The organism is Wenzhouxiangella sp. XN79A (assembly GCF_012272825.1).
GTDB lineage: Bacteria > Pseudomonadota > Gammaproteobacteria > Xanthomonadales > Wenzhouxiangellaceae.
Map to the genome: position 1 here is coordinate 26,685 of NZ_JAAWWS010000136.1, position 14,863 is coordinate 41,547.

A 14,863-nucleotide genomic window follows, 5' to 3' on the forward strand; every position below is an offset into this window, starting at 1 on the left:
CAGGCCGGCCGCTCCGGATCGCCGGCCGCGGGTCGATCCGGTCAGGCGTCTCGGCGCATCCGCCACGGCTTGAACAGCACCTTGCGGACGCGGTTGTCGGCCATGTCGACGATGGTCAGGATGTGGTCGCCGACCCGGATCGAGGTGTGGCCGTCGGGCAGCGATTCGAGCTGCTCCAGGATCAGCCCGTTCAGCGTCTTGGCGCCGGAGGTGGGCAGGTCCCATTCCATCCGCCGGTTCAGCATCCGCACGGTGGTATTGGCCGACACGATCCAGCTGCCGTCGTCGAGCTTGCGCAGCTGGCGTGCGCGGCCCGTGCCTTCGCTGGTGTATTCACCGACGATCTCCTCGAGGATGTCGTCGAGCGTGACCAGGCCCTGGATGTCGCCGTATTCGTCGACGACCATGCCCATGCGCCGTTCGCGGCTCTGGAATTCCAGCAGCTGCTGGGTCAGCGGCGTGCCCTCCGGAATGTAGTACGGGGTCCGGATCGAGCGTTCGAGTTCGGTCGGGGTCAGTGTGCCCTGCGACAGTTTGACCATCACGGTGCGGATGTGCAGCAGGCCGATCAGGTTGTCGATATCGCCTCGCCACACCGGCAGGCGGGTGTAGATGCTGCGGGTCAACTGGTGAAGCAGGGTTTCCCAGTCCTCGTCGAGATCGATGCCGACGATGTCCTGGCGCGGCACCATCACATCGTCGATCGTGCCGTACTCGAGATCGAGGATGTTCAGCAGCATCTGGCGATGGTTCAACGAGATCTGCCGCCCGTCTTCCTTGACCAGCGTGCGCAGTTCCTCGCGAGTCAGCTGGTCGGCGCGCGGGTCGGCCCGCTTGACACCGAACGGTCGCAGCACCGCCGAGGCCAGCACGTTGATGATCCAGACGAACGGGTAGAGCACCTTCAACAGCGGCACCAGGATATAGCTGGCCGGATAGGCGATGCGCTCGGGGTGGGTCGCGGCCAGGGTCTTGGGTGCGACCTCGGCGAAGATCAGGATGACCGCGGTCAGGACCAGCGTCGAGACCCAGATGCCGCCATCGCCGAGCAGCTTCAGGAACAGCAGCGTCGAGATCGAGGCGGCCAGGATGTTGACCAGGTTGTTGCCGAGAAGGATCAGCCCGAACATCCGCTCGGGCCGGCCGAGCAGGCGCTGGGCGAGCGCAGCGCCGCGGTGGCCGCCCTTGGCCTGGTGGCGCATCCGGTAGCGATTGAGCGCGACCAGGCCGGTCTCGGAACTCGAGAAGAAGGCCGACAGGACGATCAGTACCAGCAGGATCAGCAGCAGCGTGCCGGTCGACAGCTCGTTCATCGGGTCAGCCGGCCTGCCATCGTCGATCGAGCATCAGTTCGAGCACGGCCTTGGTGCCGAAGTAGGCCAGCACCAGCACCGCCATGCCGATCAGGCAGAGCCGGACGACGCGCATCCCGCGCCAGCCATAGCGCCAGCGGCCGGCCAGCAGGCCACCGAAGATCAGCCAGGCCAGGATCGACAGCACGGTCTTGTGGACCAGGTGCTGGGCGAACAGGCTGTCGACGAACAGCAGGCCGCTGGCCAGGCTCACCGTCAGCAGCAGCCAGCCGGCGGAGATCAACTGGAACAGCAGGGTTTCCAGCGTTGCCAGCGGCGGCAACAGGTCGAGCAGGACCGGATTGCGGTGCCGGTGCAGCAGGTTGTGCTGAACCGAGATGAACATCGCGTTCAGCGCGGCGATCGAAAGCAGCGAGTAGGCCAGCAGCGAACTGATCACGTGCAGCTCGATCATGCCGCTGGGCACGTCCAGCGGCGTCGGCGGCGGGCCGAGCGCGGCCTTGATGATGATCATCAGCGCCGCCCCCGGCAGCGCGATCGGCAGGATCTCCAGCAGCGGGAAGCGCAGGCTGGACGCCAGCAGCACCGCGACGATGACCAGCGACACCACCGACAACGCGCTGAAGAAATCGGCGGTGAATCCCCCGATGGCCTGCATTTCCAACAGCAGCACCGCGCCATGGGCCAGGACCCCGAGCAGTGCCAGCAGCAGCCCGCCGCGGCGCAGCAGGTTTCGGTCGCGGTGCAGTCCCGACGCGATCGCCAGCGCAGCCAGCAGGTAGAGCGCGGGTGCGGCAGCGACGGTCAGGGGATCGGTCACGGGATCGGTCAAGGTCGGCGGCTGCGTGATGGACGGTATCGAAAACGGATTCGCCGACGCCCCGCGGGCATCGGCACGGGGTCAGTATAATCCCAGCCATCACCAAACCCCAGCACGGACCTGCCATGTTCGACCAGTTGAGCCAACGACTCGGCGATTCGCTGAACCGCCTGCGCGGACGCGGCAAGCTGACCGAGGACAACATCGCCGAGGCGCTGCGCGATGTTCGCCGCGCACTGCTCGAGGCCGACGTCGCGCTGCCGGTGGTGAAGGAATTCGTCGATCACGTCAAGCAGCGCGCGGTCGGTCAGCAGGTCTTGACGAGCCTGAAGCCGGGCGAAGCGCTGGTCAAGGTCGTCCACGACGAGCTGATCGCGATTCTCGGCGGCGACGCCGCGCCGCTGGCGCTCAACCGCCAGCCGCCGGTCGTGATCCTGATGGCCGGCCTGCAGGGCGCGGGCAAGACCACGACCACCGGCAAGCTGGCCAGGCTGCTGGCCGAGCGCGAGAACAAGAAGGTCCTGGTCGCCTCGGCCGACATCTACCGGCCGGCGGCGATCGACCAGCTCGAGACGGTGGCCGGCCAGGCCGGGGCCGCGTTCTACCGCCACCCCGAATCGAACGATGCCGTGGCCATCGCCGAGGCCGCCGTGGCCGAGGCGCGTCGCCAGATCGCCGACGTGCTGATCCTCGATACCGCCGGTCGACTGGGCATCGACGAGGCGATGATGGACGAGATCCGCCGCGTCCATTCGGCGATCGAGCCGGCCGAGACGCTGTTCGTCGTCGACGCGATGACCGGCCAGGACGCGGCCAACACCGCCAAGGCCTTTCATGAAGCGCTGCCGCTGTCGGGGGTGATCCTGACCAAGACCGACGGCGACGCCCGCGGCGGAGCGGCGCTGTCGGTGCGCCGGATCACCGGCGTGCCGATCAAGTTCCTCGGCACCGGCGAGAAGATCGACGGCCTGGAACCGTTCCATCCCGATCGCCTGGCCTCGCGGATTCTCGGCATGGGCGACGTGCTCAGCCTGGTCGAGGATGTCCAGCGCAAGGTCGACGAGAAGGAAGCGCGCAAGCTGGCCGGCAAGGTCGGCAAGGGCTCGCGCAGGTTCGGTCTGGACGACTTCAAGGCCCAGCTGGAACAGATGCAGAAGCTCGGCGGGCTCGGTGCGCTGGCCGAGAAGATGCCCGGCATGGGCAACCTGCCGGCGGCGGCCCGGGCCCAGCTGGAGAACGACCCGACCCGCCAGATGATCGCCGTGGTCAATTCGATGACGCCCAAGGAACGCCGCTTCCCCGACACCATCAACGGATCGCGCAAGCGCCGCATCGCGCAGGGCTCGGGCACCTCCATCCAGGAGGTGAACAAGGTGCTCAAGCAGCACAAGCAGATGCAGAAGATGATGAAGAAGGCCGGCAGCAAGATGGCCATGAAGAAGTTGATGAAGCGCATGCCCGGGGGCGGTGAAATGCCCGGCGGCGGCTCGCCGGGCGGGGGCGGCGGTTTCCCGTTCTGAGTCGCGCGCCCGACTCGCACTCGAGCCGCCGATCTGGCATTCTCCGGGCTCCCGCCTGACGGAGTCCGTTCATGGTTCGATCCTTCCTTCCGGCCTGCGGCCTGGCACTCGCGCTGTGCGCGACGCCGGCTGCCGGCGAATTGCGTGCCTTCGTCGGCGCGACGCTCTACCCGGTCGATGCACCGGCAGTCGAAGACGGCGTGTTGCTCGTCGACGGCGGCGAGATTCGTGCCGTCGGCGCCCGTGGCCAGGTCCGCATTCCTTCGCGCGCCGAGGTCGTCGAGCTGCCGGCCGGCACGGTGATCCTGCCCGGGCTGGTCGACAGCCACAGCCACATCGGCGAAGTGGCCGGCGGCGATCGTTCCGGGCCGATCCAGCCCGAAGCGCGGGCCTTCGATGCGGTCGACGTGCGCAGCTCCGGCCTGCGCCGCGCGCTGGCCGGCGGCATCACGTCGGTCAACGTGATGCCGGGCTCGGGCCACCTGATCAGCGGCCAGACCCTCTACATGAAGCTGCGCGCCGGGACCACCATCGACGACCTGGCCTACCGCTTCGACGACGGCGCTCCGGCCGGCGGCCTGAAGATGGCCAACGGCACCAACTCGATGCGCGATGCCCCGTTTCCCGGCACCCGGGCGAAATCCGCGGCGCTGCTCCGCGCGGCCTACATCGAGGCGCAGGCCTACGCCGAACGACGCGAATCCGACGACCCGCCGGACCGCGATCTCGGCAAGGACGCCTTGGCCGAGGTGCTGTCGGGCCGGCGGATGGTGCATTTCCATTCGCACCGCCACGACGACCTGATGACCGCGATCCGGCTGCGCGACGAGTTCGGCTTCCGTATGGTGCTGCACCACACCAGCGAGGCCTGGCGGGTGGCCGACGAGATCGCCGAGGCCGATGTGCCGGTCTCGCTGATCCTGATCGACAGCCCCGGCGGCAAGCTGGAGGCCCTGTACCTCGAAGCCCGCAGCGCGCCGGCGCTGGAGCAGGCCGGGGCCAGCGTTGCCTTCCATACCGACGACTGGATCACCGACTCGCGCTATTTCCTGCGGATGGCCGCGTTCGGCGTCCGGGCCGGGATGACGCGCGAGACCGCCCTGCGGGCACTGACGCTGGCCGGCGCCGAAATGCTCGATCTCGACGACCGGATCGGTTCGCTGACGCCCGGCAAGGACGCCGATTTCGTGATTCTCTCGGGCGATCCGTTCAGTGTCTACACGCGCGTGCTCGAGACCTGGGTCGAGGGCGAGAAGCGCTTCGATCTCGACGACCCCGACGACCGGGCGATCGCCGAGGGCGGGGCCAACGCACTGACGCCCGGCGACGGCGCCGGCCACCTGCACGGTGCTGGACCGCACGCCGACCATGGAGACCTGCGATGAACCGTCCCTCACTGAAGATGCGCACGGCGGTGCTGGCCGTGCTGATCACGGTCGCGTGCTCTGCCGCGCCCGCGGCGGCGCAGGACCTGGCCGTGCGCGCCGGCACGCTGCACACCGGCGCCGGCGAACCGATTGCCGACGGCATGGTCTGGATCGTCGATGGCGTGATCCGTGCGGTCGGACCGGCCGAGTCGATCGCACTGCCCGACGGGGTCGAGGTGATCGAGGTGCCGGTGGCCACGCCGGGTCTGATCGATGCGCGCTCGACGGTCGGCCTGTCGGGCGCGATGAACCAGCCGCACGACCAGGACCAGCTCGAACGCTCTGCACCGATCCAGCCGGAGCTCCGCGCGATCGACGCCTACAACCCGCGCGAACGGCTGGTCGGCTGGCTGCGCGAGCACGGCATCACCACGCTGCATACCGGCCACGGGCCCGGCGAGCTGATCTCCGGCCAGACCCTCATCGCCAAGACCCGCGGCGAAACGGTCGACGAGGCGGTCATCGTGCCGAGCTTCGGCCTGTCGGCCACGCTCGGCCCGGCCGCGACCGGCCATGATCGATCGACGCCGGGCAACCGGAGCAAGGCCGTCGCGTTGCTGCGCGCGAAGTTGATCGAGGCCCGGGGCTACGCCGAGCGCCAGGACGCCGGTCGCGACCTGGCGCTGGAAGCCCTGGTCGAGGTCCTCGACGGTGCCCGCCCGCTGATCGTCGCGGCCGACCATCACGTCGATATCCTCGCTGCGCTGCGGCTGGCCGACGAGTTCGGCGTCCGGCTGATCCTGGCCAGCGCCAGCGACGCCCACCTGGTCGTCGACGAGATCCGCGCCGCCGGCGTGCCGGTGCTGCTGCACCCGACGATGATCCGGGCCTGGGGTGGCAGCGAGCGAGCCAACTTCTCGTTCACCACGGCGCGGACGCTGCTCGATGCCGGCATTCCGGTGGCGCTGCAGTCGGACTTCGAAGGCTACGTGCCGAAAACGCGGGTCGTGCTGTTCGAGGCCGGGCTGCTGCTCGGATACGGCCTGGACGTGGCCGAGGCGCTGGCCCTGGTCACCTCGGCGCCGGCGGCGATCCTGGGCATCGACGACCGGGTCGGCACGCTGGAGGTCGGCAAGGACGGCGACGTCGCGCTGTTCGACGGCAACCCGTTCGAGTACACCACCCACGTGCTCGGCACCGTCATCGAAGGCGTGCGGGTCAGCGACGTTCGCCGCTGAGGCCGTGAAGAAGAAGTGTCGACACGAGAACGCGCCCGTCGATGCGGGCGCGTTCTCGTGTTGCCTGGTGGGGTGCTGGACGAGCGGTCAGCGCTTCATGTAGTTGAAGAACTCTTCGTTGGTCTTGGTCGCCTTGAGCTTGTCGAGCATGAACTCGATCGCCTGGATCTCGTCCATCGGGTGCAGGATGCGGCGCAGGATCCAGATCTTCTGCAGCAGCTCGTTGTCGATCATCTTCTCCTCGCGGCGGGTGCCCGAGCGATTGATGTCGATGGCCGGGAAGACCCGCTTCTCGGCGATCCGGCGGCTCAGGTGCACTTCCATGTTGCCGGTGCCCTTGAATTCCTCGTAGATCACCTCGTCCATCTTCGAGCCGGTGTCGACCAGCGCGGTGGCGACGATGGTCAGGCTGCCGCCGCCCTCGATCTTGCGCGCGGCGCCGAAGAAGCGCTTCGGCCGCTGCAGCGCGTTGGCGTCGACACCGCCGGTCAGGACCTTGCCCGACGACGGCACGACGGTGTTGTAGGCGCGTGCCAGGCGGGTGATCGAGTCGAGCAGGATGACCACGTCCAGCTTGTGCTCGACCAGTCGCTTGGCCCGTTCGATGACCATGTCGGCGACCTGGACGTGACGGGTGGCCGGCTCGTCGAAGGTCGAGGAAATGACCTCGGCGTCGACGGTGCGCTGCATCTCGGTCACTTCCTCGGGCCGCTCGTCGATCAGCAGGATGATCATGTGGGCATCGGGGTTGTTGGCCCGGATGGCCAGCGCCACGTGCTGAAGCAGCATGGTCTTGCCGGCCTTCGGCGGCGACACGATCAGCCCGCGCTGGCCCTTGCCGATCGGTGCGATCAGGTCGATGATGCGGCCGGTGATGTCCTCGCTCGAGCCGTTACCGCGTTCGAGCGGAAACTGTTCGCGGGGAAATTCCGGGGTCAGGTTCTCGAACAGGATCTTGTTCTTGCTGGCCTCGGGGCGGTCGTAGTTGATCTGTTCGACCTTGAGCAGCGCGAAGTAGCGCTCGGACTCCTTCGGCGGGCGGATCTTGCCGGAGATCATGTCGCCGGTGCGGAGATTGAAGCGGCGGATCTGGCTCGGCGACACGTAGATGTCGTCCGGGCCGGCCATGTAGGAACCCAGCGACGATCGCAGGAACCCGAAACCGTCCTGCAGGATTTCGAGAACGCCGTCGCCGTAGATCGGTTCCTTCTTCTTTGCCCGCGCCTTGAGGATGGCGAAGATGACGTCCTGCTTCTTCGAGCGGCCGATGTTCTCGATGCCGAGATCGGCGGCCATCTCGATCAGTTCCTGGACGGAAAGTTTCTTCAGGTCGGTCAGGTTCATTGGATTGTCTTCAACGTGACTTGGATACGTCAGGGTGTCCTGCCTCGGCACACGCCAGCCACGGCCTGCGCCGTGCAGGCCATCGGCCATGCGGTGCCCGCGCCAGGGCGGGCGAGGAACGCGTACGTCTGTTCCGAGAGGTGCTGGAGTCTGTACGGTGGCGGGCGGCTGCCCGCTCGAGATGGCGCAAGGTTAGCACCATCGCGGCGCGCCGTCCAGCACGTGCGCACAGCGGGATCGGGTCGGCGGCCGCAGGGAGGATCGCGGCCGCCGCATCCGGGTTCAGACGTGCTGGTCGATGAACTCCTTGAGCACGCCCTTGGTCACGGCACCGACCTTCATGCCCTGGACCTTGCCGCCGGCAAAGACCATCAGGGTCGGAATGCCGCGGATCTTGAACTGGCCGGCGATCTGCTGGTTCTCGTCGATGTTGACCTTGGCGACCTTCAGCGAATCGCTGTATTCGTCGGCCAGTTCGCGCAGGATCGGGTCGATCATCTTGCAGGGGCCGCACCACTCGGCCCAGTAGTCGACGAGCACCGGCTGGTCGGACTGCAGGACTTCCTGTTCGAACGAGGCGTCGGTTACGTGGGTGATGTTGTCGGACACGACGTGGGTCTCCTGGTGTGATTCGGGGATCGGGAACGGTGCGGGGCAGGGCCGCGGAGAATCGGCGATTCGCCGATCCGGTGCTAGAATAGCGCAAAAGCGGTGCGAGTCCGCACCCGCATGCCCCGCGATATCCGGTTGGCCGAACCTGTTTTCAAGGTGTACGTCGCGGGCTGGAGGCTCCGAGGCACTCGACTTGACGGGATGAACCCGAGAGTGCCTCCGTCGTCCCGTCGGGCGAGGCCCGAGCGCGCCGAACGCCCAGAATCAATCAAGAAGGTATCCGTGACCGAATCCATCGCAACCCCCGAACGCCTTTCCGCCGAGGACGCCGAACGCGTCCTGACCGATGTCTCCTTCGCCAGCTTCGATCTGCCCGAGGCCGTCCAGCAGAGCCTGGCCGAGGCGGGGTTCGAGCGCTGCACGCCGATCCAGGCCCGGACCCTGCCGATGGCCCTGAACGGCAAGGACGTGGCCGGCCAGGCGCGCACCGGCACCGGCAAGACCGCGGCGTTCCTGCTGGCGATCTTCAAGAACCTGCTCGGCGATCCCGATCCGAAGGCCGCCGGCCATCACCCACGCGCGGTGATCATTGCACCGACCCGCGAACTGGCGATCCAGATCCACAAGGACGCGCTGTCGCTGGGCAAGCACACCGGCCTGCGCTTCGGCCTGTCCTACGGCGGGGTCGACTACCAGAAGCAGCGCGATCTCCTCGCCGAGGGCGTCGACGTGCTGATCGGCACGCCGGGACGGATGATCGATTTCTACAAGCAGCGCGTGTTCTCGCTGGAGAAGATCCGCATCGCGGTGCTCGACGAGGCCGACCGGATGTTCGATCTCGGTTTCATCGGCGACATCCGCTACCTGTTCCGCGCCATGCCTCCGGTCGACAAGCGCCAGTGCCTGATGTTCTCGGCCACCTTCCCGCTGAAGGTCACCGAGCTGGCCTACGAGCACATGAACGATGCCGAGACGATCCGCATCGACGAGGACCACAAGACCACCGACCGGGTCCGCCAGACCGTCTACTACCCGGCCAACCGCGAGAAGGCGCCGCTGCTGGTCAAGCTGCTGCGCGACATGGTCGACGGCCACGTGATCGTGTTCGTCAACACCCGTCGAGCCGCCGACCTGGTCGATCGCACGCTCAGGGCCAACGGCTTCGACGCCGCGATGCTGGCCGGCTCGGTGCGCCAGAGCAAGCGCCAGACGCTGCTGAAGAAGTTCTACGACGGCACCCTGCCGATCCTGGTCGCGACCGACGTCGCTGCCCGCGGTCTGCACATTCCCGGCGTCAGCCACGTCATCAATTACGACATGCCGCAGGACGCGGCCGACTACGTCCACCGGATCGGCCGCACGGCCCGGTTGGGCGCGACCGGCGAGGCGATCAGCTTTGCCTGCGAGGACTACGCCTTCCACCTGCCCGAGATCGAGGACTACATCGGCAAGCCGATCCCGATGGAGGAACACGATGTCGAGGCATTGCCGACGCTCGAGCGCCCGCTGCCGCCGAAGAAGAAGGACGATGCCTCCGGCGGCCGTCGTGGCGGCGGGGGCGGGGGCGGCGGTCGGCGCCGTGGTGGGCGGCGCGGCGGCGGTGGCGGCAGGGCCTGATCCGGGCCTGCTGTGCTACCCTCCGAGCGGTTCCGAGGCTTCCCCGTCCGAGTTCCGTTTCCGATGTCCTGGCTGATTTCCGATGCACGCCGTCCAGACCGCATTCCCGTCCGCTGAACGGGCGCTTCGCCTGCTTGCGCTGGCCGCGCTGCTGCTGGCCGCAGCGGCGGTCGTCGAGCAGCTGGTCACCGGTCCCGACCTGCCGGCCACCGGCGCACTGCAGCTGCCCGAACCCGATGCGGCCAGCCCGGCCGACCTGCCGCCGGCCGACTGGCGGCTGTTCGGATCGCCCGAGGCGGTCGATCACGGGCTCGGCCGACCGGTCGAGCCGACCCCGCTGGCGCTGCGCCTGCGAGGCGCGGTGAGCGGCGACCGCGGCTACGCGATCATCGTCGATGCCGAGGGCAACGAGGGCGTCTATCGCGTCGGCGACGATCTGCCCGGCGACGCACGCGTGGTCGAGATCGAGGCACGTCGCGTGCTCCTGCGGCGGGCCGGTCGGACCGAGGCGCTCGCGCTTCCTGCCGGGGCCGGCGGCGACCGGTCGCCGGCCCGGGCCCCGGCCCGGGCCCCGAGCTCCGAAGACGGCGATCCGACCGGCGGCTTCGGCATCGGTTCGCTGACCAGCGTGACCGGCGCGTTCGCGCTGAACCCGGACGAACTGGCGCGCCAGATCACCATCCTGCCGGTCGCCGGCGGCGGGTTCCGGGTCCGCGCCGGGCGGGACGCCACGCTGTTCACCCGGCTCGGCTTCCATGTCAACGACGTCGTCACCGCGATCAACGGCCAGCCGGTCTCGACCCAGGCCGATGTCCGCGCGGTGTTCGAGAACTACAATCCGGGCGAGCGCATCGCCATTACCGTGCGTCGCGGCGATCGCCAGCTGGTCCTGACGCCCGACCTGAACGATTTCTGAGTATCGCACCCGACTCGAGGACCCATCGATGATCCACCGCTGCTTGACCTTGCTGCTGCTGGCCGGACTTGCCGTCCCCGGGGCGCTGTCGGCCCAGGAGGCCGGCGACGACGGTCACGTGCTGAATTTCCAGGACGCCGAGATCCGGTCGTTGATCACCACCGTGGCCGACATCACCGGCCGCAACATCGTCATCGACCCGGCGGTCAGCGGTCGCGTCACGATCGTGTCCAACGAATCGCTGGATGCCGATGAGGTCTACGAGGTCTTCCTGTCGGTGCTCGCCGTGCACGGCTTCAGCGCATTGAGCGACGGCAACGTGACCCGGATCGTGCCCGACGCCACCGCGCGCTTCGGCGCCAACGGCGATGCCGGCGCCGGCGCGCAGGACCAGGTCACCCGGTTGATCGCGCTGTCGCACGTCCAGGCTTCCGAGGCAGTGGCGCTGCTTCGTTCGCTGGTACCGCAGTCGGCCTATCTGGCCGCGCACCCGGGCTCGAACAGCGTGCTGATCAGCGACCGGGCCGCCGGCGTGCGCCGGATCGAGTCGGTGCTGCGGCGGATGGACTCGGCGGTCGGCGACGGCCCCGAGGTGCTGGCGCTGAATCACGCCAGTGCCAGCGAGCTGGCCGAGACGGTCAACGCCATCTATTCCGGCGACCAGCCGCTGGCCTACGCCGACCCGCGAACCAACAGCCTGATCCTCGGCGGCTCGCCGGGCCAGCGCCTGCGCCTTCGCACGCTGGTCAGCCACCTCGACACGCCGCTGGACGCGGCCGGCGGCTCGCGGGTCGTCTACCTGCGGTACGCCGACGCCGATTCGCTGGTCCCGGTGCTGGAATCGCTGGTCGAGCAGCCGGGCGAGGATGCGCCGCGCGCGCGCATCCAGGCCCACACCGAAACCAACGCGATCGTGATCACCGCACCGCCGTCGATCTACCGCGAAATCGCCTCGGTGATCGAACAGCTCGACATCCGGCGGGCCCAGGTGCTGGTCGAGGCGATCATCGCCGAGGTCGCTGCCGACACCGGTCGCGAGCTCGGTATCCAGTGGCAGTTCTTCGAGTCGGGCGACGAGGGCTTCTTCGGCGGCACCAACTTCCAGTCCGGCGGACGCAACATCCTGAATCTCAGCGCCGGCCTGACGGGCGGTGAGGGCAGCACCACGGTGCTGCCGGGCGCCGGCCTGAACCTCGGCTACGTCGGCGGCCGGACCAGCCTGCTCGGCATCGAGCTGCTCGAGATCGGCGCGCTGGCCCGGGCGCTGGCCACCGACAGCAACACCAACGTGCTGTCGACGCCGTCGATCGTGACCATGGACAATCACCCGGCCAGCATCAACGTCGGCCAGGAAGTGCCGTTCCTGTCCGGCAGCTTCCTCGCCGAAGGCATTTCGAACGCCGACGGCCAGGTCAACCCGTTCCAGACCATCGAGCGGCGCGAGGTCGGGGTCAAGCTCAACGTCACCCCGCACATCAACGAGGGCGGCTCGATCATGCTGGCGATCGACCAGGAAGTCTCGTCGCTGGCCCCGGTGATCGGGGCCGTCGACCTGGTCACCAACAAGCGCACGATTTCCACCCGCGTGATGGTGCCCGACGGCGCCATGCTGGTGCTCGGCGGGCTGATCTCCGACGACCTGCAGGAAGGCACCGAGCGGGTCCCCGGCCTGGGTCGGATCCCGCTGCTCGGCGAACTGTTCACCTACCGCGCCGACAATCGGGTCAAGCGCAACCTGATGGTGTTCATCCGGCCGCGCGTGCTCGACGACCCGGAGCTGATGGACGCGGTCACCGCGGCGCAGTATTCCGGGGTCCGTGAACGGCAGCTGCAGCAGCGCGCCGACGACACCGGCGTGCTGCGTCGCCCCGATACCCCGCTGCTGCCGGAGCTCGACGCGTTCCTGCAGGCACCCAGCGGCGACGGGGGCGAATGATCGATCCGTTCCGGCCCGGTTTCGGCTTCGCCCGGCGGCGGGGCGTCACCGTCGGCGATCCGGCGCCCGACGGTCGGCACCGCCTGCTGGTCCGGCTGCCGGCCGATCTCGAGGCGCTGCGCGAAGTGCGCCGCCACCTCGACGGGCCGGTGGTCGTCGAAAAGCTCGACGAAGCCGCCTACGGCGAGGCGATCGCCCGGCTCTATGCCGCTGGCGACGACGATGCGCGGCGAGTGGCGGCCGACCTCGGCGACGAGCTCGATCTCGACCGGCTGGCCGAACAGCTGCCCGAGCCGTCCGACCTGCTCGAATCGGCCGACGATGCGCCGATCATCCGGTTGATCAACGGCGTGCTGTCGCAGGCCGTTCGCGACGGTGCCTCCGATGTCCACGTCGAACCCTTCGAGGACCGGCTGGCGATCCGCTTCCGAATCGACGGCGTGCTGATCGAGACGCTGTCGCTGGCCCGCGCGCTGGCCGCCCCGGTGGTTTCGCGGATCAAGGTCATGGCGCGGCTCGATATCGCCGAGAAACGGCTGCCGCAGGACGGCCGGATCGGTCTGAAGCTGGCCGGGCGCCCGGTCGACGTGCGCGTCTCGACGCTGCCGTCCAGCCACGGCGAGCGCGTCGTGCTGCGGCTGCTCGACAAGCAGGCCGGGCGGCTGAGCCTGTCCGAGCTGGGCATGGACGACGCCCTGCTCGAACGCTTCCGCCGGCTGATCCAGCGCCCGCACGGTATCCTGCTGGTCACCGGCCCGACCGGCTCGGGCAAGTCGACCAGCCTGTACGCCGCGCTGCTGGCGCTGAACGATCGACGCCGCAACATCATGACCGTCGAGGACCCGATCGAATACGACATCGACGGCGTCGGTCAGACCCAGGTCAACCCGAAGGTCGAGCTGACCTTCGCCCGCGGCCTGCGCGCGATCCTGCGCCAGGATCCCGACGTGGTCATGGTCGGCGAGATCCGCGACCTGGAAACTGCGCGGATCGCGGTCCAGGCCTCGCTGACCGGCCACCTGGTGCTGTCGACGCTGCATACCAACACCGCGGTCGGTGCGATCCACCGCCTGGTCGATATGGGCATCGAGCCGTTCCTGCTCTCGTCGAGTCTGATCGGCGTGGTCGCGCAGCGACTGGTGCGGCGGCTGGACCCGGCGCTGCGCGAAGCCTACGAGGCGAGCACGACCGACCTCGAAGCCGCCGGCATCGACCGGCCCGGTCCGGTCACGCTGTACCGGCCGCGGCGCGACCTGCCCGAGGGCGCCACCGGCTATGCCGGCCGCACCGGAATCTACGAGCTGGTCCGGATCGACGAGGAGCTGCAGCAGCTGATCCATGCCCGGGCGCCGGAATCGGCACTGGCCGAAGCGGCGCGCCGCAGCGGACCGGGAATTTTCGACGACGGTTGGAACCGGGCGCTCGAGGGCGTGACTTCGCTCGACGAAGTGCTGCGCGTGACGCGAGAATTCTAGAAACTCGAGGTTGCGTCGAAGAAACGACGGAACCCCGGCCGGGACAGGCGGTCACATACACCGTCGCCGGCTGCCGGCATCAATGCGATGAGGAGCAGGGCGGCCCGATGGGCGAACGCGAGATCGATCAACAACTGGTCGAACGGGTACAGAAGGGCGACAAGCGAGCCTTCGATGTCCTGGTCGGCAAGTACCAGCACAAGATCGTCAGTCTGATCTCGCGCTACGTCCACGATCATGCCGAAGCGCTGGACGTGGCCCAGGAAGCCTTCATCAAGGCCTACCGGGCGATCGGACGCTTTCGAGGCGACAGCGCGTTCTACACCTGGATGTACCGGATTGCCATCAATACCGCAAAGAACCACCTGGTCTCGCAGAGCCGCCGCCCGCCGCTTTCGGACGTCGATGCCAGCGATGCGGAACAATTTGCCGTCGATACGCGTCTCAAGGATCGTGGATCGCCGGAACACGAGCTGCTCACCGAGGAAATCGAGCAGACCATCCATGACGCGATCGCCGCGCTGCCCGAGGATCTCCGGGTCGCGATCACGCTGCGCGAGATGGAAGGCATGAGCTACGACGACATCGCCACCACCATGGACTGCCCGATCGGCACCGTGCGTTCGCGGATCTTCCGCGCCCGCGAGGCCATCGACAATCGACTGCGACCGCTGCTGGGCGGCGAGGGTCCGCGCGATTGAGCGC

Annotated in this window: 12 protein-coding genes; 8 read left to right on the forward strand and 4 right to left on the reverse strand. The window is 68.3% G+C overall.

Annotated elements, in window-relative coordinates:
- Nucleotides 1–41 precede the first annotated feature (41 nt).
- Complete coding sequence (locus HFP89_RS04325) at nt 42–1,313, reverse strand: HlyC/CorC family transporter (RefSeq protein ID WP_168716415.1); 1,272 nt, start codon at nt 1,311–1,313, stop codon at nt 42–44.
- A 4-nt stretch (nt 1,314–1,317) separates the two neighbouring features.
- Entirely contained in the window at nt 1,318–2,133 is an 816-nt protein-coding gene (gene ccsA, locus HFP89_RS04330; RefSeq protein ID WP_168716416.1) for a cytochrome c biogenesis protein CcsA, read from the reverse strand.
- A 125-nt stretch (nt 2,134–2,258) separates the two neighbouring features.
- Between ccsA and ffh the strand changes: the two genes are divergently transcribed.
- The 3 genes from ffh to HFP89_RS04345 all read left to right on the forward strand — a co-directional run bounded on the left by ffh (nt 2,259) and on the right by HFP89_RS04345 (nt 6,258).
- A complete protein-coding gene (gene ffh / locus HFP89_RS04335) occupies nt 2,259–3,653 on the forward strand; it encodes a signal recognition particle protein (protein ID WP_168716417.1) in 1,395 nt (464 codons plus the stop codon).
- A 71-nt stretch (nt 3,654–3,724) separates the two neighbouring features.
- Nucleotides 3,725–5,038 (forward strand): amidohydrolase family protein, encoded by a 1,314-nt coding sequence (locus HFP89_RS04340; protein ID WP_168716418.1) that lies wholly within the window; start codon nt 3,725–3,727, stop codon nt 5,036–5,038.
- Nucleotides 5,035–6,258 (forward strand): amidohydrolase family protein, encoded by a 1,224-nt coding sequence (locus tag HFP89_RS04345; protein WP_206212223.1) that lies wholly within the window; start codon nt 5,035–5,037, stop codon nt 6,256–6,258. The genes HFP89_RS04340 and HFP89_RS04345 overlap by 4 nt, the downstream gene beginning before the upstream one ends.
- An 87-nt stretch (nt 6,259–6,345) precedes the next feature.
- Here the strand turns inward: HFP89_RS04345 and rho are convergent, their stop codons facing one another.
- Nucleotides 6,346–7,602 (reverse strand): transcription termination factor Rho, encoded by a 1,257-nt coding sequence (gene rho / locus HFP89_RS04350; RefSeq protein WP_168716419.1) that lies wholly within the window; start codon nt 7,600–7,602, stop codon nt 6,346–6,348.
- A 282-nt stretch (nt 7,603–7,884) separates the two neighbouring features.
- Entirely contained in the window at nt 7,885–8,211 is a 327-nt protein-coding gene (trxA, locus tag HFP89_RS04355; protein ID WP_168716420.1) for a thioredoxin TrxA, read from the reverse strand.
- A gap of 342 nt (nt 8,212–8,553) precedes the next feature.
- On the opposite strand from trxA, the gene HFP89_RS04360 reads away from it, so the two are divergent.
- From HFP89_RS04360 to rpoE, 5 genes are all read left to right on the forward strand, one after another.
- On the forward strand, nt 8,554–9,831 hold the full coding sequence (locus HFP89_RS04360) for a DEAD/DEAH box helicase (protein ID WP_240956021.1): 1,278 nt from the start codon (nt 8,554–8,556) through the stop codon (nt 9,829–9,831).
- Nucleotides 9,832–9,913: 82 nt separating this feature from the next.
- Nucleotides 9,914–10,747, forward strand: a complete 834-nt coding sequence (locus HFP89_RS04365; RefSeq protein ID WP_168716422.1) for a type II secretion system protein N — start codon at nt 9,914–9,916, stop codon at nt 10,745–10,747.
- A gap of 28 nt (nt 10,748–10,775) precedes the next feature.
- On the forward strand, nt 10,776–12,683 hold the full coding sequence (locus tag HFP89_RS04370) for a secretin N-terminal domain-containing protein (RefSeq protein ID WP_168716423.1): 1,908 nt from the start codon (nt 10,776–10,778) through the stop codon (nt 12,681–12,683).
- Nucleotides 12,680–14,158 carry a type II secretion system ATPase GspE gene (gene gspE, locus HFP89_RS04375; RefSeq protein ID WP_168716424.1) on the forward strand — a complete coding sequence of 493 codons (1,479 nt, stop codon included), beginning with the start codon at nt 12,680–12,682 and terminating at the stop codon, nt 14,156–14,158. The genes HFP89_RS04370 and gspE overlap by 4 nt, the downstream gene beginning before the upstream one ends.
- Nucleotides 14,159–14,265: 107 nt before the next feature.
- On the forward strand, nt 14,266–14,859 hold the full coding sequence (gene rpoE, locus HFP89_RS04380; protein ID WP_168716425.1) for an RNA polymerase sigma factor RpoE: 594 nt from the start codon (nt 14,266–14,268) through the stop codon (nt 14,857–14,859).
- Nucleotides 14,860–14,863: the final 4 nt, after the last annotated feature.